Annotated in this window: 23 protein-coding genes; 1 reads left to right on the forward strand and 22 read right to left on the reverse strand. The window is 67.3% G+C overall.

Annotated features, from left to right (window positions below):
• Positions 1-160 precede the first annotated feature (160 nt).
• From NU1_RS07275 to NU1_RS07380, 22 genes are all read right to left on the reverse strand, one after another.
• Entirely contained in the window at positions 161-364 is a 204-nt protein-coding gene (locus tag NU1_RS07275; RefSeq protein WP_067518660.1) for a hypothetical protein, read from the reverse strand.
• Positions 365-463: 99 nt separating this feature from the next.
• Entirely contained in the window at positions 464-1285 is an 822-nt protein-coding gene (gene wag31 / locus NU1_RS07280; RefSeq protein WP_067518662.1) for a DivIVA-like cell division protein Wag31, read from the reverse strand.
• Between the two features lie 83 nt (positions 1286-1368).
• Positions 1369-1659, reverse strand: coding sequence for a YggT family protein (locus NU1_RS07285; protein WP_067518664.1), 291 nt, complete (start codon positions 1657-1659; stop codon positions 1369-1371).
• 140 nt (positions 1660-1799) lie between these two features.
• Positions 1800-2603, reverse strand: a complete 804-nt coding sequence (locus tag NU1_RS07290; RefSeq protein WP_067518666.1) for a cell division protein SepF — start codon at positions 2601-2603, stop codon at positions 1800-1802.
• Between the two features lie 188 nt (positions 2604-2791).
• Positions 2792-3568, reverse strand: coding sequence for a YggS family pyridoxal phosphate-dependent enzyme (locus tag NU1_RS07295; protein ID WP_067518668.1), 777 nt, complete (start codon positions 3566-3568; stop codon positions 2792-2794).
• Positions 3565-4305, reverse strand: coding sequence for a peptidoglycan editing factor PgeF (pgeF, locus tag NU1_RS07300; RefSeq protein ID WP_067518670.1), 741 nt, complete (start codon positions 4303-4305; stop codon positions 3565-3567). Before pgeF ends, NU1_RS07295 begins: the two co-directional genes overlap by 4 nt.
• A gap of 533 nt (positions 4306-4838) precedes the next feature.
• A complete protein-coding gene (locus NU1_RS07305) occupies positions 4839-5408 on the reverse strand; it encodes a hypothetical protein (RefSeq protein ID WP_067518672.1) in 570 nt (189 codons plus the stop codon).
• Positions 5409-5739: 331 nt separating this feature from the next.
• The gene (gene ftsZ / locus NU1_RS07310; RefSeq protein ID WP_067518674.1) at positions 5740-6993 is read right to left on the reverse strand and encodes a cell division protein FtsZ; all 1254 of its coding nucleotides are present in this window, start codon (positions 6991-6993) and stop codon (positions 5740-5742) included.
• Between the two features lie 320 nt (positions 6994-7313).
• On the reverse strand, positions 7314-8126 hold the full coding sequence (locus NU1_RS07315) for a cell division protein FtsQ/DivIB (protein WP_084521059.1): 813 nt from the start codon (positions 8124-8126) through the stop codon (positions 7314-7316).
• A 7-nt stretch (positions 8127-8133) separates the two neighbouring features.
• A complete protein-coding gene (gene murC / locus NU1_RS07320; RefSeq protein ID WP_067518676.1) occupies positions 8134-9660 on the reverse strand; it encodes a UDP-N-acetylmuramate--L-alanine ligase in 1527 nt (508 codons plus the stop codon).
• A complete protein-coding gene (gene murG, locus NU1_RS07325; RefSeq protein WP_067518678.1) occupies positions 9657-10805 on the reverse strand; it encodes an undecaprenyldiphospho-muramoylpentapeptide beta-N-acetylglucosaminyltransferase in 1149 nt (382 codons plus the stop codon). The genes murC and murG overlap by 4 nt, the downstream gene beginning before the upstream one ends.
• Positions 10802-12313 (reverse strand): putative lipid II flippase FtsW, encoded by a 1512-nt coding sequence (gene ftsW, locus NU1_RS07330; protein WP_371859773.1) that lies wholly within the window; start codon positions 12311-12313, stop codon positions 10802-10804. The genes murG and ftsW overlap by 4 nt, the downstream gene beginning before the upstream one ends.
• Positions 12310-13764, reverse strand: a complete 1455-nt coding sequence (gene murD / locus NU1_RS07335; RefSeq protein ID WP_067518680.1) for a UDP-N-acetylmuramoyl-L-alanine--D-glutamate ligase — start codon at positions 13762-13764, stop codon at positions 12310-12312. The genes ftsW and murD overlap by 4 nt, the downstream gene beginning before the upstream one ends.
• Before the next feature lie 52 nt (positions 13765-13816).
• A complete protein-coding gene (gene mraY / locus NU1_RS07340) occupies positions 13817-14890 on the reverse strand; it encodes a phospho-N-acetylmuramoyl-pentapeptide-transferase (RefSeq protein WP_067518682.1) in 1074 nt (357 codons plus the stop codon).
• Positions 14887-16362 (reverse strand): UDP-N-acetylmuramoyl-tripeptide--D-alanyl-D-alanine ligase, encoded by a 1476-nt coding sequence (locus NU1_RS07345; protein ID WP_067518684.1) that lies wholly within the window; start codon positions 16360-16362, stop codon positions 14887-14889. Before NU1_RS07345 ends, mraY begins: the two co-directional genes overlap by 4 nt.
• Positions 16359-18059, reverse strand: a complete 1701-nt coding sequence (locus NU1_RS07350) for a UDP-N-acetylmuramoyl-L-alanyl-D-glutamate--2,6-diaminopimelate ligase (RefSeq protein WP_084521060.1) — start codon at positions 18057-18059, stop codon at positions 16359-16361. The genes NU1_RS07345 and NU1_RS07350 overlap by 4 nt, the downstream gene beginning before the upstream one ends.
• A gap of 161 nt (positions 18060-18220) precedes the next feature.
• Complete coding sequence (locus NU1_RS07355; RefSeq protein ID WP_067518737.1) at positions 18221-20026, reverse strand: peptidoglycan D,D-transpeptidase FtsI family protein; 1806 nt, start codon at positions 20024-20026, stop codon at positions 18221-18223.
• A gap of 511 nt (positions 20027-20537) precedes the next feature.
• The gene (gene ftsL / locus NU1_RS07360) at positions 20538-21650 is read right to left on the reverse strand and encodes a cell division protein FtsL (protein WP_157552029.1); all 1113 of its coding nucleotides are present in this window, start codon (positions 21648-21650) and stop codon (positions 20538-20540) included.
• 49 nt (positions 21651-21699) lie between these two features.
• Positions 21700-22680 carry a 16S rRNA (cytosine(1402)-N(4))-methyltransferase RsmH gene (gene rsmH / locus NU1_RS07365; protein WP_084521061.1) on the reverse strand — a complete coding sequence of 327 codons (981 nt, stop codon included), beginning with the start codon at positions 22678-22680 and terminating at the stop codon, positions 21700-21702.
• A 209-nt stretch (positions 22681-22889) separates the two neighbouring features.
• Positions 22890-23321, reverse strand: a complete 432-nt coding sequence (gene mraZ / locus NU1_RS07370; RefSeq protein WP_067518689.1) for a division/cell wall cluster transcriptional repressor MraZ — start codon at positions 23319-23321, stop codon at positions 22890-22892.
• 424 nt (positions 23322-23745) lie between these two features.
• A complete protein-coding gene (locus NU1_RS07375; protein ID WP_067518691.1) occupies positions 23746-24171 on the reverse strand; it encodes an SCO2097 family morphological protein in 426 nt (141 codons plus the stop codon).
• 126 nt (positions 24172-24297) lie between these two features.
• Positions 24298-24738, reverse strand: coding sequence for an SAV_6107 family HEPN domain-containing protein (locus tag NU1_RS07380; RefSeq protein ID WP_067518693.1), 441 nt, complete (start codon positions 24736-24738; stop codon positions 24298-24300).
• 191 nt (positions 24739-24929) lie between these two features.
• Here NU1_RS07380 and NU1_RS07385 point away from each other — a divergent pair, with 191 nt between their 5' ends.
• Positions 24930-25535 (forward strand): GNAT family N-acetyltransferase, encoded by a 606-nt coding sequence (locus NU1_RS07385; RefSeq protein WP_067518695.1) that lies wholly within the window; start codon positions 24930-24932, stop codon positions 25533-25535.
• The last annotated feature ends 27 nt before the right edge of the window (positions 25536-25562 follow it).

Consider the following 25562-nt stretch of genomic DNA (forward strand, 5'->3'; position numbering starts at 1 on the left):
CACCCGTTCGGTTCTACTGAGCCGCGGGCGAACCCGCTGCCGTTCTTCCGAAGACTCCCCGGTGATTGCCGGATCAACGCCGTACTGATGTTTCAAGTCTAGCGAGCGCGGTCCAGGGGTTATTCCTGGGACCCACGCTCGAGATCACCGCCACGCGTCGCTAGTGCTTCGCGTGCTTCCCCCCGGGCCGCGACTGCGCATCCTCGGTGTCCTGGCGCATGGCCAGCGCGCTTGCCAGCAACAGGACCGCGCCGAGTACGCAGACGATAATGCAGGCCCACGCCCAGATCACCGAACCGGTGGTCAGGGCGGCAACCAAGAGGCCGAAGCCCACCGCCGCGAGGCCGAGCGTCACAACGAGCACGGGTAACCCCTCGTACTGTGTCGATGGCGTCCGAACCGGTGGTGGCGCTGCACTGTCTTTCTACCCAGCGCAGCGCCCGGGAGCGCCGTCAGGGCGGCTTTACTTGCCACCCTTGAGAAGTGCGCCGTTCCCGGACGGGCCCTCGCCGAATTCGCCACCGTCGACCGGCACCGCGGAACCGCGGTTCTCCAGCTCCTCGAGCTGCGATTCCAGGTAGGACTTCAGCCGCACGCGGTACTCCCGCTCGAAGGTCTTGAGCTGCTCGATCCGGCTCTCCAGCACGCTGCGCTGCTGGGTGATGGTGGCCATTATCTCGGTGTGCTTGCGCTCGGCATCGGCCTGCAGGGTGTCGGCCTTCTCCTTGGCCTGGCGCAGCTGGTTATCCGACCGGGTCTGCGCGTCCGACAGCATGGCCTCGGCCTTCTGCCGGGCATCGGAGATCATGGCCTCGGAGCGGGTACGCGCGTCGCTGACCAGACGCTCGGAGTTGGCCCTGGCATTGGCCAGCAACTGCTCGGCCTCGGTCTTGGCGTCGGAGGTGAGGCGGTCGGCCATCTCCTGTGCGAGCGAAAGCACCTTGGCGGCCTGCAGATTCGCATCCGCGGACGGGGCGTCCTTCTGGGCCACGGGTGCGGCGACCGGCATCGGGGCCGGCTGCGGCACAGGCTGGGGTTTGGGCGGCTCCGGCGGCGGAGCCTGCTTCACGGCCTGGACCGGACCGCGATTCTTCTTGGCATCAGCGAGTTCCGCGTCGAGTTCGGCGACCCGCTGGCGCAGATCGGCGTTCTCTTCGATGAGACGTGAGAGCTCCTGCTCGACCAGGTCGAGGAAGGCGTCGACTTCATCCTCGTTGTAGCCGCGCTTCCCGATCGGTGGTTTGCTGAACGCGACGTTGTGCACATCGGCTGGGGTCAGCGGCATGGACGGATCCCTTCACGCTTCGTACGGAGATCTAGCACTAGATCAGACAAGCTTTCTTCTCGGCCCATTCTGTCACATCTCAGCTACGCGGTGCCTTGGCTGCCCGCGTAAGACATCAAGATGAAGACGATGAAAAGCAGGACCATAATCGACAGATCGAGGCGAATTCCCCCAAGATTCACTGGGGGTATCAAACGCCTCAGCAGTTTCACCGGAGGATCCGTGATCGTGAAGATCACCTCCAGGATGATGACGACGAAGCCCGTAGGCTTCCAGTCCCGCGCGAACGCGCGAATGAACTCGACGATCACTCTGCTGATCAGCAGCAACCAGAAGAGGAACAGAAGCAGGTACAACACCTGGAACAGGGCCACCCGTTCACTCTGCCTGAAAATTGGTGTCCTGCAAAATGTGCGCGCCGATCAGAACGACCGGCCTTCCACCCGCTGGCAGTTGACCGAGCCAACACATGACGAAGGGTGCGGCATCATAGCCGCACCCTTATGAGAGCGCTCTATTTTTGGTTGTAGAAACCGGTTTCGGCGATGCGCCGACGCTCTTCCGCCGATACGTCGACGTCGGCCGGTGAGAGCAGGAACACCTTGGTGGCCACCTTGTCGAACGACCCACGCAGCGCGAACGCCAGACCGGCCGCGAAGTCGACCAGCCGACGGGCGTCGGAATTGCTCATTTCAACCAGGTCCATGATCACCGGAGTGCCGTCGCGAAAACGCTCACCGATAATCGCGGCCTCGGCGTAGGTGCTGGGTCGCAGCGTCGTGATCTTGGACATGGGGCCGCCCTCCTCGAAGAGCCCGGACCGGCGAGGGGCCGGCGGCTCGATCCGGCGCTCCTCCATCCGCTGCAGCTCCTCCATGCGCCGCTCGGCTTCCGGATCCACCGCCAGCGCACCACGGGTCGTGCCGCGCACCATCGCGGCGCCGCCACCCATACCGCCACCCATGCTGCGGGTGCGGCTGGACGGGGCGGTATCTATCCGGGTCGGACGACGCGGTGCCTCGTACCGATCCTCTTCGTAGGCATCGGCGTAATCATCACGACGCGCCACGCTGTACCCCGGTTGGTACGGGGCCTTGTACGCGGGCTCCGGCGCGTAGCCGGGCTCGTCGTCGTAGCGCTCATCGGCGTACCGATCGTATTCGCGCTCATATTCACGCGGACGGGGCCGGCGAGAGCCGCGTTCGTCGACAGCACCCCGGAGTTGCCCGCCCACCCCGCGGTCGTCGACGTAATCGTCTTCGTAATCCTCGAGCGGAACCATGCCGAAGTACGCCTTGAACTTGTGCAGCGTGCTCATGCTTCCACCTCGCTAGCGCTCGGTTCCAGCACGAGCACGCTCGTGGCTGCGTTATCGACTCGCTCGCTACGCTCGCTCATACTGGTCGACCTTCCTTCGGCCCCGGTTGGCCTGGGGTGTTGAAGTCCTGCTCAGTCCTCGTCCGTCACCCAGCATATGTTTCAAATGTGACTGATGAGGTTTGTTTGCTAGGCCGAGGTTATCGGTCGTTCGCCCATCAACGCGGTTCCGACACGCACACATGTCGATCCGTGGCGAACGGCGGCCTCCAAATCGCTTGACATGCCCGCGGACAGCTCGCTGGCCTGGGGATGTGCCGTTAAAAGACGCGTATGTAGTTGGGCGAGTCGGGCGAACTCGCGGTCCGGGTCGGCACCCAGCGGAGGAATCGCCATCAGGCCCCCTAGCTGCAACGATGCCGAAGATTCGACGTAATCGGCGAGGGCCGGAAGATCGTCTGAGACGACCCCGCCGCGGGTGGTGTCTCCGTCGAGGCTGACTTGCAGTAGGACGCGCATGGGAGTGGTCCGCTCCTCCGCCTCGAGCGCCGCGCCGACGGCGGCGTCAAGGGCACCTGCCAAGCGGTCGCTATCGACCGAATTGACCGTATTTGCCCAGCGTGCAACATGTTTCACCTTATTGCGCTGCAGGCGGCCGATGAATTCCCAGCACACATGGGACAGGTGTCCCAATTGCGCCACTTTCGCGGTGGCCTCCTGCTCGCGCGATTCGCCGAATTCACGACAGCCGAGTCCATAGAGGATTTCGATATCCGAGGCCGGGTGGAATTTCGTTACCGGAAGTAATCGTACCGAGCCGACTTCCCGCCCAACCGCCCGGCATGCTGCGTCGATGCGTGCGGTGAGGCTGGCGAGATTGGTCGAGAGCTCGGCGGTGCGCGCGGTGACGTGCGTCTCGTCGGTGGTTTCGGAACCCCTTGCCGCGGTGGGTGATTCGGCGGTCATGCGCTCTCCCCCTCCGATGACATCCAAATCACACCGGCAATTCGACCGGTCGGCGCGCCGCGGCGGTGCGAGAAGAGGGTTTTGTCCTCGATGGTGCAGCGCGGGTCCACGGCGACGGCGCCGACACCCGCGGCCTCCAGCTGCCGACGGATACCCGCGCGCAGATCCAGGCCGGGAGTTTTGCGCACGGTGGTGGTGGCGCTGCCCGGCAGATGCCGCTCCACATCGGCGCGCATGGCGGCGGGCACCTCGTACTGGCGGCCACTGGCGGCCGGGCCGAGGAAGGCGCCGATGCGCTCCGGCTTCGCGCCGAGGGAGATCATGACGTCGAGGACGCGCGGCACAATCCCGATCCGCGCGCCGATCCGGCCGGCGTGCACGGCCGCGATCACCCCGGCCTCGTCATCGGAGAGCAGGATGGGCACGCAGTCGGCGCTGAGTACCACCAGGGCCAGATCGGGCTGGGTCGTCACGATCGCATCGGTCGTGGGAACCGGCTCGGTGCGCGGACCATCCACGATCTCCACCGTGCGGCCGTGGATCTGTTCCATCCAGATGAGCCGCTCCGGCGGCAGCCCGATGCTCTCGGCCAGACGCAAGCGATTGCGGCGCACGGCCTCCGGATCGTCCCCCACGTGATCCCCGAGATTGAACGATTCGTAGGGGGCTTTCGAGAACCCGCCCGCCCGTGTGGTTGTCACTCGCCGAGTACGCAGCACCGATCCAGCAGCAGTCATACCCCCGAGGGTAGTAGCCACCACCGGGCAACCCGGCACCGAAGGCTGGTGCGAGATCCGTCAGGTGACGAACGGCTCAGGCGGTGAAGTCGGCACCGACAGTGAGCCAGACGGCGCGATCCGACATCCGACATACTCCGTCATCCGGCACACTCCGTCATCCGGGCTGCGGCATCCGATCGCCGCCGCCGCCGCGATGCCGCCCGAAGCGGTCGAGGGCGCGGCATGCTCCGTCATCCCGGCACGCTCCGTCATCCCGGCACGTTTTTGGCCGGGATCCACCACTGCCAGGGGTGTGGATTCCGGCCAAACGCACGCCGGAATGACGAGATGTGTGTTGGGCGACGAACGGCTCCCCACCGCCGAACAGGCGCGCGCCGGAATGGAACTCGACGACGGCCGTGGGCATCGAACATGTCCACGCCGCCAAGGACTGGGATTCGAGCTCATTCCGCTGTCGAGACGCCGCCGAGGTCGAGACGCTCGGCGCGGGCGGGTGCGCAGACCGTCGCGGCGAACGGAGCTCCGGCGGCTCAGCCGGCCGAGCCCGAGGAACCGCTGGCCGAACCGGAGGAACCCGACGAGCTGCCCGCCGAACCGGTGCCGCCGCCGGTATTGCCGGTGGCGACGACGCTGAAGTCGCCGCACCAGCCGCCGGGGGTGGAGGTGGCCTGGCAGGCGAGGTACACGGTGTCGCCGGTGGCGGTGAAGGTCTGGGTGACCGTGGTGGGGGCGGGATCGGTCACGGTGCGACTGAGGTAGGCGACGCTGGTGACCGAATCGAGGGCCAGGGCGAGCACACCGCCGCCGGGGGCCGCGCCGACGCGCATGGAGACGGTGTACTCCGAGCCCTTGGTGACCGGGACATCCTGTCCGACATAGCCGTTGTCGTGCACGACGGCATTGCCGCCATTGACATCGGCATTGTGCAGGTGCGCCTCCCAGCCCCGGACACCCTCGGCGAAGGTGGGGTTGGCGACCAGATTCTCGGCGGCGACGAGCTGTACGCCGCCGGTGGCGTGCGCGATCCCAGCCGCACCGAGGCACCCGGTCGCCGCAATCGCGATTACGCAGCGGGTGGTGCGTCGCAACGTGCTGGTCATGTAGTCCTCCTGATCGCGGCCACAGGGCCCATGAAGATTCCCGTTATCTTCGGGCAACCTAACGACCGGCCACGCTAGCAGGTGGGCGGACGAGGGCTCCGCCACCCTGGCGCGGCCGGACGCTCGTCGACTCGGGGCGTGGGTTCGGGCCGAAAGCACGCCGGAATGACGGAGATGAGTGACGGCCCCCGCGGGCGACTGCCCGCTGGACGGCGGCGGCAGGCCGCAGCTCGCGGTGCCGCCACGACGGCGCACCGTCCTGGTGCCCTCACGACAGCGCACCGGCCTCCGTAAGTCGGAGGCCGGTGCGGCGGTGTTGATTCAGTTCAGGTCAGCGGCGCATGAACGAGGGGACGTCCACATCGTCGTCGTCCGCGTCCGGCGGCTGGATGTGTGAGCGGTTGTTGTGGGTGAGTGTCGGGTCGGCGGCCGGGCGGGGCTGGCCGTAGGACGGGGCCGGGCCGCGCGAGACGGGGGCCTCCTGCGGCTGCTGGACCGGCTCGGAACGAACCGGCTCCGGAGCGCGGGGCGGGGTGTATTCGGGGGTACGCGCGGGCGGGGTCTGGCCCATTCCACCCGCACTGGCCGCACCGATGGTGGTGGTGCGGGCGATACCGGTCTCGATGCGGCGCGCAGGGCCGCTACCGTCAAAACCCGCGGCGATCACAGTCACTCGAACTTCGTCTCCCAAGGAGTCGTCGATGACCGTACCGAAGATGATGTTGGCTTCGATGTGGGCGGCTTCCTGCACCAGCGAGGCCGCCTCGTTGATCTCGAAGAGGCCGAGATCGGAACCACCCGCGATGGAGAGCAGCACACCGTGCGCACCGTCCATGGACGCTTCCAGCAGTGGCGAGTTGATGGCGGATTCGGCGGCCTTCACCGAGCGACCCTCACCGCGCGCGGAGCCGATACCCATGAGGGCGCTGCCCGCACCGGACATGACGGACTTGACGTCCGCGAAGTCGACGTTGATCAGACCGGGGGTGGTGATCAGGTCGGTAATGCCCTGAACACCATTGAGTAGCACCTCATCGGCGGAGCGGAAGGCGTCCATCAGGCTCACCGCCGCATCACCGAGCTGCAGCAGCCGGTCGTTGGGGATGACGATGAGGGTGTCGCAGGATTCGCGCAGCGACTGGATCCCGGCCTCGGCCTGATTCGAGCGGCGCTTGCCCTCGAAGGAGAACGGCCGCGTCACCACGCCGATGGTGAGTGCGCCGAGCTTGCGGGCGATACTCGCGACGACCGGGGCGCCACCGGTACCGGTGCCACCACCCTCGCCGGCGGTCACGAAGACCATATCGGCGCCCTTGAGCACCTCTTCGATCTCGTCCTTGTGGTCTTCGGCGGCCTTGCGGCCGACCTCCGGATCGGCACCGGCGCCGAGGCCGCGGGTGAGTTCACGGCCGACGTCGAGCTTGACGTCCGCATCACTCATCAGCAGCGCCTGCGCGTCGGTATTGACCGCGATGAACTCGACTCCCTTGAGTCCCTGTTCGATCATTCGATTGACGGCGTTGACGCCGCCGCCGCCGATACCGACGACCTTGATCACTGCAAGGTAGTTGTGCGGGGGCGTCATGGACTCTCGCCTTCCTTCGATCCAAAAAGCTTGTTGTCTTCGGATGCTCGACGTACGCCGGAACCTAATTTGGTCTCGGTCTTATAAACTCTCAACCACAGGTTCAGCATTATGTCAAGTATCCGACTGTTGCAGAACGCTATTCGCAGCCACCGCGATACGCGTGCAGGCGCGCCGAAACGATATTGAGAATCTTATGTGATCCCGCTCGTACGGCCCGCCTCGCATCGTATCGTGGACGGTTGCTCTCCGGTGTCGGGATGACAATCGGAAACGTCTCGGGCAACCACCGAAAATTCCGGTGGCTCAAAGGGTATCGCTCACTTTACCGTGACGAGATTCGGTGTCGATATATCGAACACGTCGCCGGGCTGCGTCAGTAGCGGGACGACCACCGCCGCCTTGCGCTCGGAATCGCCCGGCCCTCCCCAGAGCACGGTACGCCCATCACGCAGCTCGAGCTCGATATCCGAAACCGAGCGGGCCACAATCTGTCCCACGTCGAAGCGCAGGGTGCCCGGAACGGCATTGAGAACCGTGACCGCGGCCCTGGTCACGGGGTCGTTGCCACCCGGATGCTCGGTCACCAGTTTCGGCACCCCGATGGGTGCCGGTTCGATAGCGAATTCCACGCTCTCGGAATCGATCAGGTGCGCACCGTCGGGTGCTTCGAAGAACAGTACGGCGATGCGTTCGGCCACCGTCACCCGCACCGACGAGGGGAGGTTCCGCTGCACGCGGACCGAACTCACCTTGGGCAGCCGCGCGACGCGCTGCGCCAGCTCACTGGTGTCGATACGCAGTATGGAGCGGCCCTCGGGCATCTGAAGTGCCTCCAGGACCTGCTGTTCGGTGACCGCCGACAGACCCTCGACCCGCACCGAGCGCACCGACAGGATCGGCGAGAAGTAGGCCACCGAACCCAGTATCAGCGCGACGACGGCTCCGGCGGCCACGCCGATCCGAACCCGCCGCGATTGCCAGGTGTGCGACCACCACGGGTCGGCCCGATTGCGCCGCAGCCGGGCGCGACGGGCGGCGGATTCACTGCCCGGCTCGTCGTACGCCCCGCTCGCGTCCTCCGACGCACCGGTCCGGTGATCGGATTCGGTATCGGCTCCCCCGCGTCTCATCCCCGATTCACCGCCCGTGTGAGGGCCGCGCCCGCAGCCCGTCGAGGATCTGGCTGCCGAGCATGGTGACATCACCGGCGCCCATGGTGATCACGACATCACCGGGCCGGGCCAGCGCCGCCACCTGACGGCCCACCCGCGACATATCCGGCTGGTAGTGCACGGGTTTGGTGACCGACTGCGCCACCAGCGCGCCATTGACGCCCGGCAGCGGCTCCTCGCGCGCACCGTAGACATCGAGCACCACGACCTCGTCGGCGAGGCCGAGGGCGGCCCCGAACTCGGCCGCGAAAGTGGCGGTGCGGCTGTACAAGTGCGGTTGGAAGACCACGATCACCCGGCCCTGACGCGATCGGGCGCCGTCGCGTGCCTCCTGCGCCACCAGTTCCGCGGCGGCGCCGAGTACGGCGCGCACCTCGGTGGGATGGTGGGCGTAGTCGTCGAAAACGCGCACGCCGTTTTCCCGGCCGGTGAGTTGGAAGCGCCGGTGCACACCACCGAAACCTTCGAGACCCTGGATGATTTCGCCGATATCGGCGCCACCGGCCTTGGCGGCGAGCAGTGCGCCGAGCGCGTTGAGGGCCATATGGCGGCCGGGTACCGACAGCCGCAGCGTGCGCGGTGCGGCCTCGTCCGACAGTTGGAACTGCAGGACGCCACCGACATCGCGCGGCTCCCACGAATGCATCTGCGCACCGACGGGCAGTCCGGTTCCACTGAAATCGCCGGACCCGTAACCGATCACCTCGATCGCGCGCGGATCGTCGGCGAGCCGGGCCACGGTACGTTCGGCGAGGGCGAGCGAGCCCGGATCGTCCAGGCACACCACGAGTTTCCCGCCGGGTACGAGACGATCGACGAAATCGTCGAAGACCTGGACATAGGCCTCGTCGGTGCCGAAGTAGTCGAGGTGGTCGGATTCGATATTGGTGACCACCGCGACATCGGGCGCGTACTGCAGCAGCGAACCGTCGCTCTCGTCGGCCTCGGCGACGAAGATACCGCCGGTGCCGTGGTGGGCATTGGTGCCGGCCTCGTTGAGTTCGCCGCCGACCGCGAAGGACGGATCGAATCCGCAGTGCTGCAAGGCCACCACGAGCATGGAGGTGGTGGAGGTCTTACCGTGCGTGCCCGATACCAGCAGGGTGCGATGGCCCCGCATGAGCGAGGCCAGCACGGTCGGCCGCATCAGGATGGGAATGCCGCGCCGATTCGCTTCCACCAGTTCCGGATTTGTCTTGGGAATGGCCGCGTAGGTGGTGACGACGACCGTCGGCCCACCGGGTAGCAGATCCAGGGCGCTGGCGTCGTGGCCGATGCGCACCTGCGCGCCGCGCGCCCGCAGCGCCAGCACGCCGCGGCTCTCCTTGGCGTCGGAGCCGGAGACGAGTCCGCCGCGGGAGAGCAGAATGCGGGCGATGCCGGACATACCCGCACCGCCGATGCCGATCATATGCACGCGGTGCAGGTCATCGGGCAGATCGGTGCTCTGCTCGATCGAATCCCGCGCTGCCGCCGCCACATCCTCCGTCATCGGCCCGCCACCTCCAGCACAATGCGCGCTACCTCGTCGGCGGCGTCGCGGTGTCCGGCGTTCGCCGCCGCGCGTCCCATTGCCGTCAGCCGATCGGAATCCATGAGCAGCGGTATCACCTCGTCGATTACGTATTCCGGAGTCAACTCCGCGTCCACGACGATTCTGCCACCTCCCGCGGCGACCACCGGCCGAGCATTGAGTTCCTGTTCGCCATTGCCGTGCGGCAGCGGCACGTAGAAGGCGGGCAGACCCACCGCCGACACCTCGGCGACGGTCATGGCGCCGGAGCGACAGACCACCGCGTCCGCGGCGGCGTAGGCCAGATCCATCCGCGAGAGGTACGGCAGGGCACGGTATTTCGCCGTATCCGCGACCGCATCGGATTCCTCGATGCCGTCGAGGGTCAGGGTGTTCTTCGGACCGTGCGCGTGCAGCACCGAGATGCCGGCGGCGGTGAGCTGCCGCGCCGCGCCCGACACGCCCTCATTGAGGGTGCGCGCGCCCTGGGAGCCGCCGAAGACCAGCAGTACCGGTCCCTCGGCGGGCAGGCCGAATTCCGCACGCGCCTGGGCACGCAGCGCCGCCCGGTCGAGCGCGGAGATGGACCCGCGCACCGGAATGCCGACGACCTCGGCGTCGGCGCGACCACGCGCCGCGACACCCGAATTCGGCACCGCCGCCAGTACCCGCGCCGCGATGCGCGCGCCGACCTTATTGGCGATCCCCGCCATGGCATTGGCCTCGTGCACCACCACCGGCACCGCCCGACGACGGCGCAGCACACCGCGCCCGGCCGCCAGATACGCGGGCAGCGCCACATAGCCGCCGACACCGAAGACGACATCCGCCTCGACGGCATCGATGATCTCGCGGGCGCGGGTCACCGAAGCCCGCACCCGGCCCGGCAGTTTCACCAGGTCCATGGTGGGTTTGCGCGGCAGCGGCACCGGCGGAATCAGTTCCAGCGGATAACCGCGTTCGGGCACCAGGCGGGTTTCGAGTCCGCGCTGGGTGCCGAGCGCGGTCACTCGGATAGTCGGGTCGATGCGACGCAGCGCGTCGGCCACGGCCAGCGCGGGTTCGATATGTCCCGCAGTGCCGCCGCCCGCCACGATCACCGAGAGCGGCCGCTCCCCTGTCACCTCGAATTTCCCCGTTCTCTCGAATGTTTCGGCACCGGATAGCTGGGCTCCCAGGCCCGGGTGCTGCGCCACGATTCGGTGGAGGCCGATCGCCGGCGCGATGAGTCCGAATCTATCGCGCGGCGCGGGTCCGCGCTGCCACGGCCGGTCGGGGGCAGTGCGCGCCGCGGCTTGGCCGCCGCCTTGGACTTCTTCGCCGCCGCCTTCTTCGCGGCGCTGCGGGCCCGGGCGGCCGAGGCGCGGCCCGCCGAGTAGATCTCGGGTTTCGGCAGGCGCAGCATGCGGCTGAAGCGGCCGTCCTGTCCGGCGTGCAGGGCCGCCACCGCCTCCGGTTCGTGCCGGGCGCAGTTGGCGACAATGCCGAACATGAGCAGGGTGATGGCCAGCGAGGAACCGCCCGCCGACACCAGCGGCAGCTGCAGACCGGTCACCGGCAGCAAACCGACGACATAGCCGATATTGATCAGGGCTTGTCCGGTGATCCAGGTGGTGGCGGTGGCGGCGACCAACCGCAGGAAGGGGTCCACCGATCGGGTGGCGATCCGCAGACCGGTATAGGCGAACAGCGCGAAAAGCCCCAGCACCAGCGCACATCCGAGGAAGCCGAGTTCTTCGCCGATAATCGCGAAGATGAAATCGTTGTGGGCATTGGGCAGATAGCTCCACTTGGCGCGGCTCTGGCCGAGCCCGCGACCCCAGATCCCGCCGTCGGCAAGGGAATACAGGGCCTGGCGGGCCTGATAGCCGATGCCCTGCGGATCGTCGCCCGGATTGAAGAAGGCGCGCATCCGGTCGGAGCGATAGCCCGCCGACAGGGCCAGAATCGCGGCTGCCACCGCACCGGAGACGGCGATGGTGACGAACATGCGCAGCGGCAGCCCACCGAACCACAGCAGCGCCGCGAGGACGATACCGAGCGCGATGGTGGTGGACAGGTTGGGTTCGAGCACCACCAGGAAGCAGACGAGCAGACCGGCGGGCACCAGCGGCATCAGGATTTCCTTGTATCCCACATGCCCGTCGGCGTATTCGGCGCGACGCGAGGCCAGCAGGTGGGCGCCCCAGATCACCAGGGTGATCTTCACGATCTCCGACGGCTGTACGGAGACGACGCCGATATCGAGCCAGCGCCGCGAACCCTGCACCTTGGTGCCGATCCCGGGAATCAGCACGAGCACGAGCAGTACCACCGAGAGCGCGAACACCGGGAACGACAGCTGCCGCAGCAGCCGCAGCGGGACGCGCAGGGCGATATAGAACAGCACCGCGCCGAAGCAGGCGAACAGACCCTGCTGAATGAACAGCGAATACGCCGATTTGCCCCCGGCATAGGCCTCCACGCTGGAGGCCGACAGCACCATGACCAAACCCAGCACGGTCAGCAATACCGCGATGGTGACCACGAGATGGAACGACGCGAGCGGGCGGGCCAGCCAGGCGCCGAACCAACTTCCGGCCCGGGCCCGCCGCGTTGTCATCTCATTCCCGGCGCGCCGGGGCCCCGTCATTGCGGGCTCCCGATGTCCTTCTCGTCGAGGGCCGCCACGGCGGCGGCGAAACTGCGGCCGCGATGGGTGTAGTCGCTGAACATATCCAGGGACGCGGCGGCCGGTGCGAGCAGTACGGTGTCACCGCGCCCGGCGAATTCGGCGGCGGCCCGCACCGCGCGCACCATCACCGCATCCGGATCGGTTGCGGCGGGCACAGCGAGATCGGTGGCGACCATGCCATGATGGTGCCCCGAATTCAGCGTCACGACCGGGACATCCGGGGCGTGTCGCGCCAGCGCGGCCGCGATCACCGCGGCGTCCTGACCGAACAGCACGGCGGCGACGAGATGTTCGCGCACCTCCTCGACGAGATCCTCGACGCTCGCGCCCTTGAGCTGTCCGCCCGCCACCCAGATCACATTGGGGTGGGCGAGAATCGAGGACCGCGCGGCGTGCGGATTGGTGGCCTTGGAGTCATCGACGAATTCGACGCCCACCAGTTCGCGCACGAAGGCGGCCCGGTGCGGACCCACCTTGTGCTCCTGCAGGCCTTCCTTCACGAATTGCGGTGCCACATCGATGGATCGGGTGAGGGCGGCGGCGGCGAGCGCGTCGGCCACCCCGGCCGGACCCTGCGGGCTGATATCGCCCACCTCGGCCAGAATGGCGGCCTTGGTGAAGGCGCGATCGAGGAGTTTGCCGTCCACCACACCGAGTTCACCGTCGGCGGGTACGCCGATGCGGAAACCGACGGTGCGGCGCGCCTTGGACTTTCGCGCCAGTGCGGCGGCGACGGCGTCATCGAGTCCGACCACACCGACCCGGCCGGTCAGGGCCCGCGCCTTGGCGGCGGCGTAGGCGTCCAGCCCGCCGTGCCAATCCAGGTGGTCCTCGGCCACATTCAGCACGACGCCGGCTTCGGGTCGCACCGAGGGTGCCCAGTGCAGTTGGAACGACGACAGTTCCACGGCCAGCACCTGCGGTCCCGGATTGCGCCGCAGCGCGTCCAGGATGGGGGTGCCGATATTGCCGCACGCGACGCTGGCGATCCCGGCGGCGCGCAGAATGGAATGCGTCATCTGGGTGGTGGTGGTCTTGCCATTGGTGCCGGTGATCACCAGCCACTTGCGGACCGGACCGTAGATCCGCGCCTGATCCACCCACCAGGCGAATTCCACATCGCCCCAGACCGGAATGCCGGAGGTCACCGCGGTGACCAGGACCGGCGAATCCGGACGCCAGCCCGGGCTGGTGATCACCAGCGCGAACCGATCGAGCGCATCGGGTTCGAGTAGATCGTCGGAAGTGGCTGTCGCCAAACCGAGTTCGGCCGCTTCGGCCAGGGCCTTCTGCCCGCCGTCGGTGACGACCGGGCGCGCGCCGATGTCCTGGAGCGGTTCAATGAGTGAGCGCCCGGAAACCCCCCAGCCCGCGACGAGAACGTCGCGGCCGCGCAGGAATTCGAGCATGGGTCCCGGTGACCGGAGGACCCTCGGAGAATGTTCGACCATCGCCTCAGACCTAACCGACCGACAAGTACTCGCTGTAGAACAGCCCGAGACCGACTGCAGACGCCATACCCGCGAGCATCCAGAATCGGATGATCACTGTCGTCTCGGCCCAACCGCTCAATTCGAAATGGTGGTGGAACGGTGCCATCTTGAACAACCGATTCCGAGTGGTCCGGAAGACCGCCACCTGCAATACCACCGACGCCGCCTCCGCTACGAAGAGCGCACCGATCACAATCATCAGCAGCTCGGTGTGCGTGGTGATGGACAGGCCCGCGAGCAGACCGCCCAGCGCCAGCGAACCGGTATCGCCCATGAAGATCTTCGCGGGAGCCGCGTTCCACCACAGGAAACCGATACACGCCGCACCACCGGCCGCACAGACGAGAGCGAGATCCAGCGGATCGCGCACGTTGTAGCAGCCCGCCTCCGGGAAGTCGACGCAGGCATTGCGCCACTGCCAGAAGGTAATGATCATGTACGCGCCCAGCACCAGGGCGATGGAACCGGCGGCGAGGCCGTCCAGGCCATCGGTGAGGTTCACCGCATTGGACCAGGCGACCACCACCAGGCAGACGAAGGCCAGGAAGATCGCCACACTCATCGATACCGTCGTGATATCGCGAACGTAGGACAGATGCCTACTGGCCGGGGTGAGCCCGGCGTCATTGCGGAATTTCAGCGCCAGCACACCGAAGATGGCGGCCGAGGACAGCTGCCCGATGTACTTACCGGCGGCGGTGAGGCCGAGGTTGCGCTGCTTGCGGATCTTGATGAAGTCATCGAGGAAGCCGACGACGCCGAGCGCCGTCGCCAGGCCCAGGACCAGCAGACCGGACGCCGACGGCCCGGGCTGGTCATAGCTCATACCGATGAGGTGGGTACCGAGATATCCAGCCCACATACCGGCCAGGATGGCGACGCCACCCATGGTGGGGGTGCCGCGCTTGGCCTTGTGGCTTTCCGGGCCGTCGACCCGAATCTCCTGTCCGAAACCCTGTTTGGCGAACATGGTGATGAGTACGGGTGTCAGCAGAATGGAAACCGCCAGCGCGATGGCCGCGGCGAAGAGAATCTGGGTCATCGGGTGGCCTCCAGCAGATGCTCGGCCACGGTCCACAGACCCACGGACTTCGAGGCTTTCACCAGCACGATATCGCCCGCCTCGACCTCATCGTCGAGGAGGGCGATCGCGGATTCGATATCCGGCACGAGTAGTGACTCCTCACCCCAAGAACCTTCCTGCACCGCGCCCTGCCACAGTGCGCGGAGCGGGCGTCCCTGCCCGACCACGATGAGGCGGTCGACATCCAGACGCACGACGAGCCGACCGATGCGGTCGTGCTCGATAACGGATTCCTCGCCCAGCTCGCCCATTTCGCCTAGCACCGCCCAGCTGCGACGCGAGTCGGCGCCGGACTTGGACATGGTGACGAGCGCCTTGAGGGCGGCGCGCACCGAATCCGGGTTGGCGTTGTAGGAGTCATTGATGACGGTGACACCGTCGGGCCGGGTGCGCACATCCATGCGGCGCTCGGAGACGGCGTTCGCGCCGGACAGCGCCGCGGCGATGGTGGCGAGGTTCGCACCGCATTCGAGCGCCACGGCGGCGGCGGCGAGGGCATTGCCCACCTGGTGCTCGCCGTGCACGGCGAGGGAGACCTCGACGGTCCGCTCACCCTGGTGCAGGGTGAAGCTCGCCCGTGCCTGGTCATCCATCACCACATTGCTGGCCCGTACATCCGCGCCGGTGGACAGGCCGACCTGGACCACCCGCGCCGAGGTGCGCGCCGACATCGCCGAGACGAGCTGATCGTCGGCATTGAGTACCGCGAGCCCGGTGGACGGCAGTGCTTCCACCAGTTCGCCCTTGGTCTGGGCGATCACTTCGCGGCTACCGAATTCACCGAGGTGCGCGACCCCGACATTGAGCACCACACCGATGGACGGCGGGGCGATCTCGGTGAGCGCGCGAATATGGCCGGGGCCCCGGGCGGAGAGTTCGAGAACCAGGAAACGGGTTTCGGCGTTGGCGCGCAATGCCGTCCACGGATGGCCGATCTCGTTATTGAACGAACCGGGCGGGGCCACCACCGGGCCCAGCGGAGCCAGCACGGCGGCGAGCAGATCCTTGGTGGAGGTCTTGCCGGAGGAACCGGTCACGCCGATCACGGTGAGCGCACCCGCCGCGACCAGCCGGTTCACACTGGCCCGAGCCAGCTTGGCAAGGGCCTCCAGTACGGCAGCGCCGGAACCGTCGGTGTCGTGCGCCAGCGCGATGGCGCGGCTGGGTCCGCTCGACCGGGGCTCGACCACGATCGCGGGCACACCCACCGGCCGCGCGGCGAGTACCGCCACCGCACCCGCGGCCACCGCCTTCGCAGCGAAGTCGTGGCCGTCGGTCCGCTCACCCGGCAATGCCAGGAACAGATCGCCGGATCCGATACGGCGCGAATCGAATTCGACCGCACCGGTTACCGTCACCTCCGGGTCGGGACAGTCGTGCAGCGTGCCGCCCACAACGTCCGCGATTTCCCGCAGTGTCATTTCGATCATGAAACCGTCAGGTCCTTCATCTTCTCCGACAGGGCCGCCGCGAGCACCTCGCGGTCGTCGAACGGATACTTCACACCCGAAATCTCCTGCCCTGTTTCATGTCCCTTGCCTGCCACCAGCACCGCGTCACCGGGTCGCGCCCAGTCGACGGCGGCGCCGATGGCGGCCGCTCGATCCCCCACCTCCCGCACCTCGCCGCGCTTGCCCTCCACGGCTTCGGCTCCCGCGCGGACCGCGGCGCGAATAGCGGCCGGATCCTCGGTACGCGGATTGTCATCGGTAATGATCAGCAGATCCGCGCCGCGCGCACCGGCCGCACCCATGAGGGGGCGCTTACCGGCATCGCGATCCCCGCCCGCGCCGACCACAACGGCCAGTCGGCCCCCACCCTGCTCGTCGAGATGACTACGGAGCGTGGCGATTACGGATTCGACGGCCGCGGGCTTGTGCGCGTAGTCCACGACGGCCAGGAAGTCCTGGCCACCCTCGACGCGCTGCATGCGGCCGGGGACATCCACCTCGGCCAGCGCGGTGGCGGCAACGGCGGCGTCGACCCCGGCGGCCTGGCACACGGCGACCGCGAGCAGGCCGTTGGCAATGTTGTAGCTGCCCGGAAGACGCAGGCGCACCGGCAGTTTCACCTCGCCACGGGTGGCGGTGAACTGCTGGGTGCCGCCCGGTCCGGCGGTGACGTCGGTCGCGGTCCACCGGGCCGACTCCGCGGCGGCCGGGCCGGACGGTGTCGCGGCCGGAGTCGGTTCCGTGGTGGAGACCGTCACCACCTGGGTGCCGTTTTCGATCTCACCGACCAGTCGCCGCCCCCAGGCGTCGTCGACGCAGACCACCGCGATCTTCGCCGCGACCGGTGAGGCCGGATCGAACAGGCGGCGCTTGGCGCCGAAGTAGTCCTCGAAGTCGGCATGGAAATCCAGGTGGTCCTGCGACAGATTCGTGAACGCGCCCACCGCGAAATCGACGCCGTCGACGCGACCCAGGGCCAGGGCGTGGCTGGAGACCTCCATGACCACGGCCTGCACACCCTGTTCCACCATGACCGCGAACATGGCGTGCAGCTGCGGGGCCTCGGGGGTGGTGAGCGCGCTCGGCACCCGATTGCCGCCGATGCGGGTCTCGATGGTGCCGATCAGCGCGGTACGCAGTCCGGCGGCGGCCAGACCCGTTTCCACCAGGTACGCGGTGGTGGTCTTACCGGAGGTGCCGGTGATACCGATGATGCGCAACCGCTCGGACGGGTTGCCGTACAGGGCGGACGAGAGCTCCCCGAGGACGGCGCGCGGGTTCTCGCGCACCAGGACCGGGACATCGACCGCGCCGATCAGCTCGGCACCCGCGGCATCGGTGTATACCGCGACCGCGCCGCGCTCAATGGCATCCTTCGCGAATCGGGCGCCGTGTGCTTGCGCACCGGCCAGTCCGGCGAACAGATCGCCCGGCTGCACCGCGTTGGAACGCTGCTCGATCCCGGTGACCCGCACATCCGCGGCGTCATCGGTCGACCGGGCATTCGGTGCTAACCGCGCACCCGTGAGCTCCGCCACCGTACGCAGGGTGGTCGCCGGTGGTGCGGCCGGGCGAAGTAGCTGCGGCTGTGCCGAACTTCCGCTACGCGGCTGTGCCGAACTTCCGCTACGCGGCGACTGCGCGGGCACGAAGCTCCTCTCCGATTCGGTGGTCATATCGATGTGGTCCGTGGTGTGCTGCAGAAAGACGATGCGGGTACTGGTTCGGATCGACGAGTCAGGTTACCTGTGCGGAATCGCCGTGCGATCGGCACGGCGCCGTTCGCTCACCCGTCGGTGCCCGCGCCGGGCGCTTCGTCGAACATCGGCATCGTTTCTCAGCTCTGATTTGCCTGCAGAATCAGCTGTTTGGCCGGTGGTGACGGCGGTACGCGGTCACGCTGCAGCGCCCACGAGGCGATGGAGTGGAACAGTGGCGCGACCGAACCACCGCCGGAGCCGTCGGAGCTGCGCACCGGTGCGTCGAGCATCAGGCCGATCACGTAGCGCGGGTTGTCGGCAGGGGCCATTCCGGCGAAGGTGATCCAGTAGCTGTCGGTGGAGTAGCAGCTGCACCTGGGGTCGATCTGCTGCGCGGTACCGGTCTTACCGGCGACCTGATAGCCCTCGATGGCGGCGGGTACGCCGGTACCCATCTGCACGCCCATGGGATCGCGCTGCACCACCGCCTGGAACATCTGCCGCAGCGTGGCCGCGGTCTGCGGGCTCACCACCCGCACGCCCTCGGGCTGCTCCTCTTCGGTGCGGGTGCCGTCGGGGGCGATCTTCGCCTTCACAATGCGCGGCGGAATGCGCATGCCGTCATTGGCGATGGCCTGGTACATGGCGGCCATCTGCAGGGTGGTCATCGAAAGGCCCTGGCCGATGGGCAGGTTCGCGAAGGTGGAGCCGGACCACTGGTCGCGCGACGGCACGACGCCACTGCTCTCGCCGGGCAGGCCGACGCCGGTGCGCTGGCCCAGGCCGAACTTCTTCAGCATGTCGTAGTAGCGATCCTCGCCGATGCGCTGGGCGAGCATGAGGGTGCCTACGTTGGAGGACTTTCCGAAGATTCCGGTGGTGGTGTAGGGCTCGGTGCCATGGGTCCAGGCGTCGTTGACGGTGACGCCACCCATGTAGATGCTGCCCGGAACCTGCAGTACCTCATCGGGATCGGTGAGGCCGTATTCGATGGCCGCGGCGGCGGCGACGATCTTGTTCACCGAGCCGGGTTCGTAGACCTCCGCCACCGACGGGTTGCCCAGGTCCGAGGAGGACCAATGTTTCGGTCCCAGTGCGGGATTGAAGGTCGAGTCATTGGCCATGGCCAGGACCTGGCCGGTGTGGGCATCGAGGACCACCGCCGAGGCGCCCTGGGCTCCGGAGAGTTCCTTGGCCTGCTGCACCTGCTGCTGGACGTAGTACTGCAGGTCCTGGTCGAGGGTGAGCTCGACGGCGTTTCCGTTCACGGCGGGCTGGTTATCGCGCCAGCTGCCAGGAATGACCGCGCCATCGGAACCACGGTCGTAGGTGTGCGAACCATCGGTGCCTGCGAGGGTGGAATCGAGTGCGGTCTCCAGACCGATCTGCCCGTGGCCGTCCCAACCGGTCACACCGATCACATTGGCGGCCAACGAACCCCCCGGATACTCACGCAGATCCTGGCGTTCGACACCCACCTCGGGGTACTTCAGGGCGATTTCGGAGGCAACGCGCGGATCGACATTGCGCACCAGATAGACGAACGGGTCATCGCTGCGCAGCTTGGCCAGGATTTCCTCTTCGGGCGCGCCATTGCCGAGCTTCTCGTGAATGAATTTCGCGATTGCTTGCAATCGCTGATCCGGTTCCGGCTTATCCGGGTTCTTCTCGTGCGCGGCGGCCAGATCCTGACGCACCCGCACCGGCTGGAAATGCAGCTGTTTGGCGGCGATCGTGAAGGCCAAGGAATTGCCGTGGCGGTCCAGAATCGGCCCGCGGGTGGCCGGATCCGGCTGTACCACCGTGCGCTGACTGGCCGCTTCGGCCGATAGTCGCGGCGCGGAAACACTTTGGATCCACAGCAATTGGATGGCGGCGACCATGATCGCCACCAGCATGACGAGCCGCCCCAGTCCGAAGCGGAATCGCATCGACCCGTCCATACCGGGTGTGGCCCGCGGTCTGGCAGCCTTCCGCGGCCGCGGCGGCGCGGCGGCGGTACGCCCCGCACCCGACCGATTGGCCGCCTGCGCACGCCCACCCGAATTCCCGCGCCCACCACCATTGCCACCACCGAAACGGCCGCGACCGCGACCGGATTCGGCGCGACCGCGGCCGGAATCACGGCCACGCATCGGAGCCGGGCTCACCGCAGGGCCACCCGTGAGGTGCACGGGGCGGAGGCAATGCTTGTCCGAACCGGTTGCGAGACACCATATGCGCCGACAACCCGCGGTTCGGAACGAAATCCTGGGACGGCCGCGGGTGACAGCGACGACACCATGTCCGGCTCCTCGCCACGTCGACGCACGCCCTCGCCATCCCGGCGTGCTTTTGGCCGGGATCCACAGCTATCCAGTCGAGAGCGGTGGATTCCGGCCGAGGACACGCCGGAATGACGAAGAGACTGTCCGCCCAACGGCGAAGCCTTTATCCGAGACGGTGCCATTTCGGTCATTGCGGAACTCCGTTCAGCACACCCTCCGGGGCGGGCTCGGGAGTCTCCGGGTGCGGCACAACGGGTGCGCCGGGCAGCTGCGCCCCGAGCGGGAACGGTTGGGCCACGGGGAAGCGCGGGGTCGGGTTCGGCTGCGCACTGATCGGCTGGGCAGGAGCCGGAGCGGCGGGATCCTGCGCCGCGGGCTGCACCGGCGGCGCGGGTTGCGGTGCGGCCGGGTCTTGTCCGGCGGGCTGAACCTGTGCCGCGGGAGCGGCAGCGGGATCTTGTCCGGCGGGCGCAGCCGCGGGCTGCTGGGCGGCGGGGTCCTGGGGCGCGGCCTGAACCGGCGGGACAGGATCCTGCGGGGCGGCTGGGTTCGGCTGCTGCGCGTCCTGCGGGGCCGTCGCTTCCGGAGCACCGGGCTGCTGAGCGGCCGGGACCTGCGGGGCGCCCGTGGTCTGCGGCGCGGCCTGGGTGGGCAGCGGCGCGGCCAGCACATTCGGGTCCGCGGGTGTCTGGTTCGCGGGCGGCGCGTTCGGGGTGGTGGTCACCGGAACGACACGCTCACCCTGGCCCTGCACCAGCCTCGGCGGGGTCGCGCCCGGGAGCGGCGGGCGGGTGTTCAGCGGCGGGGCGGGCGAACCCGTTGCGGGGGCGGGGGTTCCGACCACGATTACCGAGCCGTCCGGGGCAATCACCAGACGGGCGGGGTCCTCGGCCGGGATCATGCCGAGTTCCCGGGCGCGGGCGGCGAGTTCAGGCGCGGAGTCCGCGGCCTCGACCTCGCGCTGCAGCGCGGCGCGTTCATCGGACAGGTGTGTATTGGCCACCCGAGCGGCACCCAGGTTGTAGCTGTCCTCGGTGGCGCGGGTGGTGAGCAGCAAGGTGAGCGCCAGCCCGCAGCCGAGGAGCGCGATAATGGTGGCGACGAAGGGAATTCGGCCCGCCAGTATCGGCTCACCGCTGCGCGGCAGACTGGTCGAGGCGGCCCCGCGCGGCTGTTCCCGATTGCGGCGCTTGGTATAGGCCCGTTGCGCCGCACCGGATTTCACCCGCGCGGCCGCCTGCACCCGGCGGGCCGGGCGACCTTCGCGCTTCTGCGCTTTCCCTTGCGTCCGCACCGTCATAGGGCCTCCCCACCCCCGCATCCGCCCGTGTGCTCTCCTCGGTTCCGGGTCATGTCGTCTCCTCCCCTGCGATACGTTCGGCCGCCCGCATGCGCACCGGCGCGGCCCGCGGGTTCTCCTCGATCTCCTGCTCGGTCGCCTTCTCCGCGCCCCGGGTCAAAATCTTGAATTCCGGTCCCATACCTGGCAGTTCGACGGGCAGGTCGAGCGGAGTCCGCGAGGCGGACCGCTTGGTGAACTCCGCCTTGACGACTTTGTCCTCGAGCGACTGGTAGCTCATCACCACAATGCGACCACCGGGCGCGAGGGAGTCGAAGGCGGCCGGCATCGCCGCTTCGAGCGATTCCAGTTCGCGGTTCACCTCCACCCGCAGCGCCTGGAAGGTGCGTTTGGCCGGATGACCGCCGGTGCGGCGGGCGGCGGCGGGAATGGTGTCGTAGAGCAACTCCACCAGTTGGGCGCTGGTGGTGAACGGCTGCTTCTGGCGGCGCCGCAGCACCTCGGAGGCGATCTTGCCCGCGAAGCGTTCGTCGCCATAGTTTTTCAGCACGCGCGCCAGATCGCCGTGGCCGTAGGTATTGAGCACATCGGCCGCGGTGAGGCCGCCGGTGGAGTCCATCCGCATATCGAGCGGCGCGTCCACGGAGTAGGCGAAACCACGATCGGCCTCGTCGAGCTGCATGGAGGACACGCCGAGATCCATGAGAATGGCACTGACCGATCCGCGCGCGGCGAGTCCGGCCTCTTCCAGGGCGTCGGCAATGCCGTCATACCTGGTGTGCACCAGGGTGATCCGGTCCGCGAAAGGGCTCAGTCGCTCACCGGCCAGCTTCAGCGCATTGGTATCGCGGTCGAGTCCGACCAGACGGATGTCGGGGTAGGTCCGCAAGAAGTGTTCCGCGTGACCACCCAGTCCGAGGGTGCAATCGAGGTAGACGGCACCGTCCGCAGCCAGTGCGGGGCCGAGGATTTCATCTGCTCGACGGAGAAGTACCGGAACGTGGCGGGGGGCGTCGCTGTTTCGGTGCAACTCAGCCTCCCGGATCCTGCCTCACGTTCGTTCGCACGGCCGCACGGTCGCTTGCGATTCGGACTGCGCTGAAAGAACTTCAGCAAGAACTATTCAGCGTCGGTGGCCAATGCCCCGGGGTCTCTGACCGAAGCACCGCACCTGGCGTTGGGGAAGTACGTCAGGGTCGGCGTCGGGCAGAGGCCGCAGGGCACTCGCCTCGCTCAGGGCTAGAAGATTCCGCCCAGCGACTCGTCTCTGGCTTGCGAGTAATCCTCCTCGTGCTCGGCGAGGTAGGAATCCCACGCCGCCTTATCCCATATTTCGAGGAAGTCGACCGACCCGATCACGACGCAATCCTTGGACAGGCTCGCGTAGCGGCGGTGCTCGGCCGACAACATGATCCGGCCCTGTGCGTCCGGACGCTGTTCATCGGTCGAGGCCGCGAGATTTCGAACGAAAGCCCTTGCCTGCGGGTTGCTTCGGGATGCGGCCGCGGCTCGCCGCGCCAGCGCGGTGAACTCGTCCTTGGGATACACGGCAAGGCTGTGGTCCTGACTCTTCGTGACCATCAACCCTCCCGCCAGTTCGTCCCGAAACTTTGCAGGCAACGTCAGTCGCCCCTTGTCGTCCAACCGAGGGGTATAGGTACCGAGAAACAAGTCCCGACACCTCCTACCGGATCACCCCTCGACTATTCGGCCTCCTGTAGTGCGCGCTCCACATTACCCCACTTTCCCCCACTTTCAATCGAAAGCGGCGGTGATCTCGGTCCCCGCTTGGCGAACTTCGCAGGTCATACCAGCTATCACCATCGTGGGGAACTTTCACCGCAGTTCCCTCGACACGCACGACGCACGGAGCGGCCCATCCGACAACCATCAGCAAACCCGCAGATAGCGCCCATTTCCGACACCGGTGGGGCGGGGTGGAGGAGACCCGTGGGGAGATGTGGAGGGCGGTGGATTCCGCCGCGGGGAACCCCGACACGCACAGGACACGCCGCAGCGCCACACCCTTGAATCGGTGTGGCGCTGCGGCGTGTCGCGCTTGATATTCAGTTGGCTCGCCGAGGCGAGCGGTGCGTCAGTTGTCCTGCTCGAACCGACGCCGGAAGCGATCCTCCATGCGGGCGGAAAAACCACCCGCCTTCTTTGGACGCCCACGTCCTCCACCGGGATTCCCGCCTCCGGCGGGCGGCGCGTCGGTGCCGTTATCGCCCTGGGCGCCCGAACGAGGGCCACCCATCAGCAACAGCACTCCCGCGCAGAACATCACGATGAAGCCGATCAGGCTGATGATCGGGAAGTCCCCAAGCTTGATCGGCGCGGCAATTCCCGCGACGAGTAGGAATAAGCCGAGGACGAATAGAGCAGCTGACTGAAGTCTGCGACGGCCCGAGGCTGAGCGAAGTCGCCCACCTCGAACCGTTGATGCGAACTTGGGATCCTCAGCATAGAGAGCGCTCTCGATCTGTTCGAGCATGCGCTGCTCGTGCTCGGAGAGTGGCACGGTACCTCCCCCGGCACTAGGTAGTGGCGGTCGCCTCCGGGTAAGCGACAGATAGCCGACCTTGGCGGCTGTCTGCCACCAATGATACGAGTTCGATCAGGAACCAACCACCTACTCGGCCGATGTTCAAGCCAGCATTCCCGAAGTCCATCCCGTAGCGGGTCGCAAACGGGCCGCTGCGGTCAGCAAATCCTCCACATCATGCAGGAATGCTCCTACCCGCGAAGCGAACTCGTCGGCGCGGGCATCGTCGACCTCTCGAGGCAGCCCGGCCTCCAGCGCGGCACGCGTTTCCGACTGGGCGCCGAAGTAGTCCGACCACATGAAGAATTCGGGCGCGGCGCGCTGCATGAGCACCCATGCGTTGCGTGAACGCGCCCGCGGTGTCTGGTCCGCTCCGGTCAGGGCGAGCACCGCGCCCGCACCGCGCAGCGCGGCGAGATAGGCCGTGCGGAAGCGCTCCGCAGGGTCCTTCTCCACCGACGCCTGCATGAGCAGGCCATCGGCGCGCTTCAATAGTTCCCCGGCTCGGCCGGGATGGCCCGGACGTTCAGTTTTCCCGGTCATCGGGTACCTCCCCACTCGCATACCCTGATCCACCAGGCACTTCGCTCATCATCGGACTCGAGAGAGTCACCATCGAAGATCGAACAGGTATTCGAAGGATTCAATTAGGTTTGAATATAGAGACAGCCACCGACAAGTTCCGGAACTCTCTCCCCGGATCCCAGCGCTCACGGAAGCCTCGCCTGCCCGACATGACCGCCGTAACCCCGAAACCCACGCCCGTTGTCGTCGACCTGTCGGCGGCCACCATGCGCGCCCGGTTGCACGACGCCCTTTCGGTTTACGTCGCGGCCATGGACTATCCGCCGGGCACCGAACACCATCGCGCCCCCATGTGGACCGAACACACCACCCGGCCCGGATGGCATGCCGTCGCCGCACTGCTACCCGATGACCACGGCCACGTCGATATACGCAAGGCCCCTATTCTCGCCATCGCCTACGGCTACAGCGGTGCGGCGCATCAGTGGTGGCACCAGCAGGTGTACACGGGTATGCGGCGGACCGGTTGGCCCGAATACGCCGCGCGGGACCTGCTTTCGGACTACTTCGAACTCACCGAACTGCACGTCCATCCCGCCGCGCAGGGTCGCGGCATCGGGGAAACCCTGCTCGCGCGGCTGCTCGCCAATCGATCCGAACGCATGGTGCTGCTGTCCACGCCCGAGGTCGACGAGGAGGCCAATCGGGCCTGGCGGCTGTACCGACGGCACGGATTCGGCGACATAGTGCGACATTTCGTGTTCTCCGGCGATACCCGCCAGTTCGCGGTACTGGGGCGGCGGCTGCCGCTGTGAGGGTGCGGGTGGTGGGCACGTCGCGTT

Origin of the sequence: Nocardia uniformis NBRC 13702, assembly GCF_001613345.1 — a bacterium.
Classification (GTDB): Bacteria; Actinomycetota; Actinomycetes; order Mycobacteriales; family Mycobacteriaceae; genus Nocardia; species Nocardia uniformis.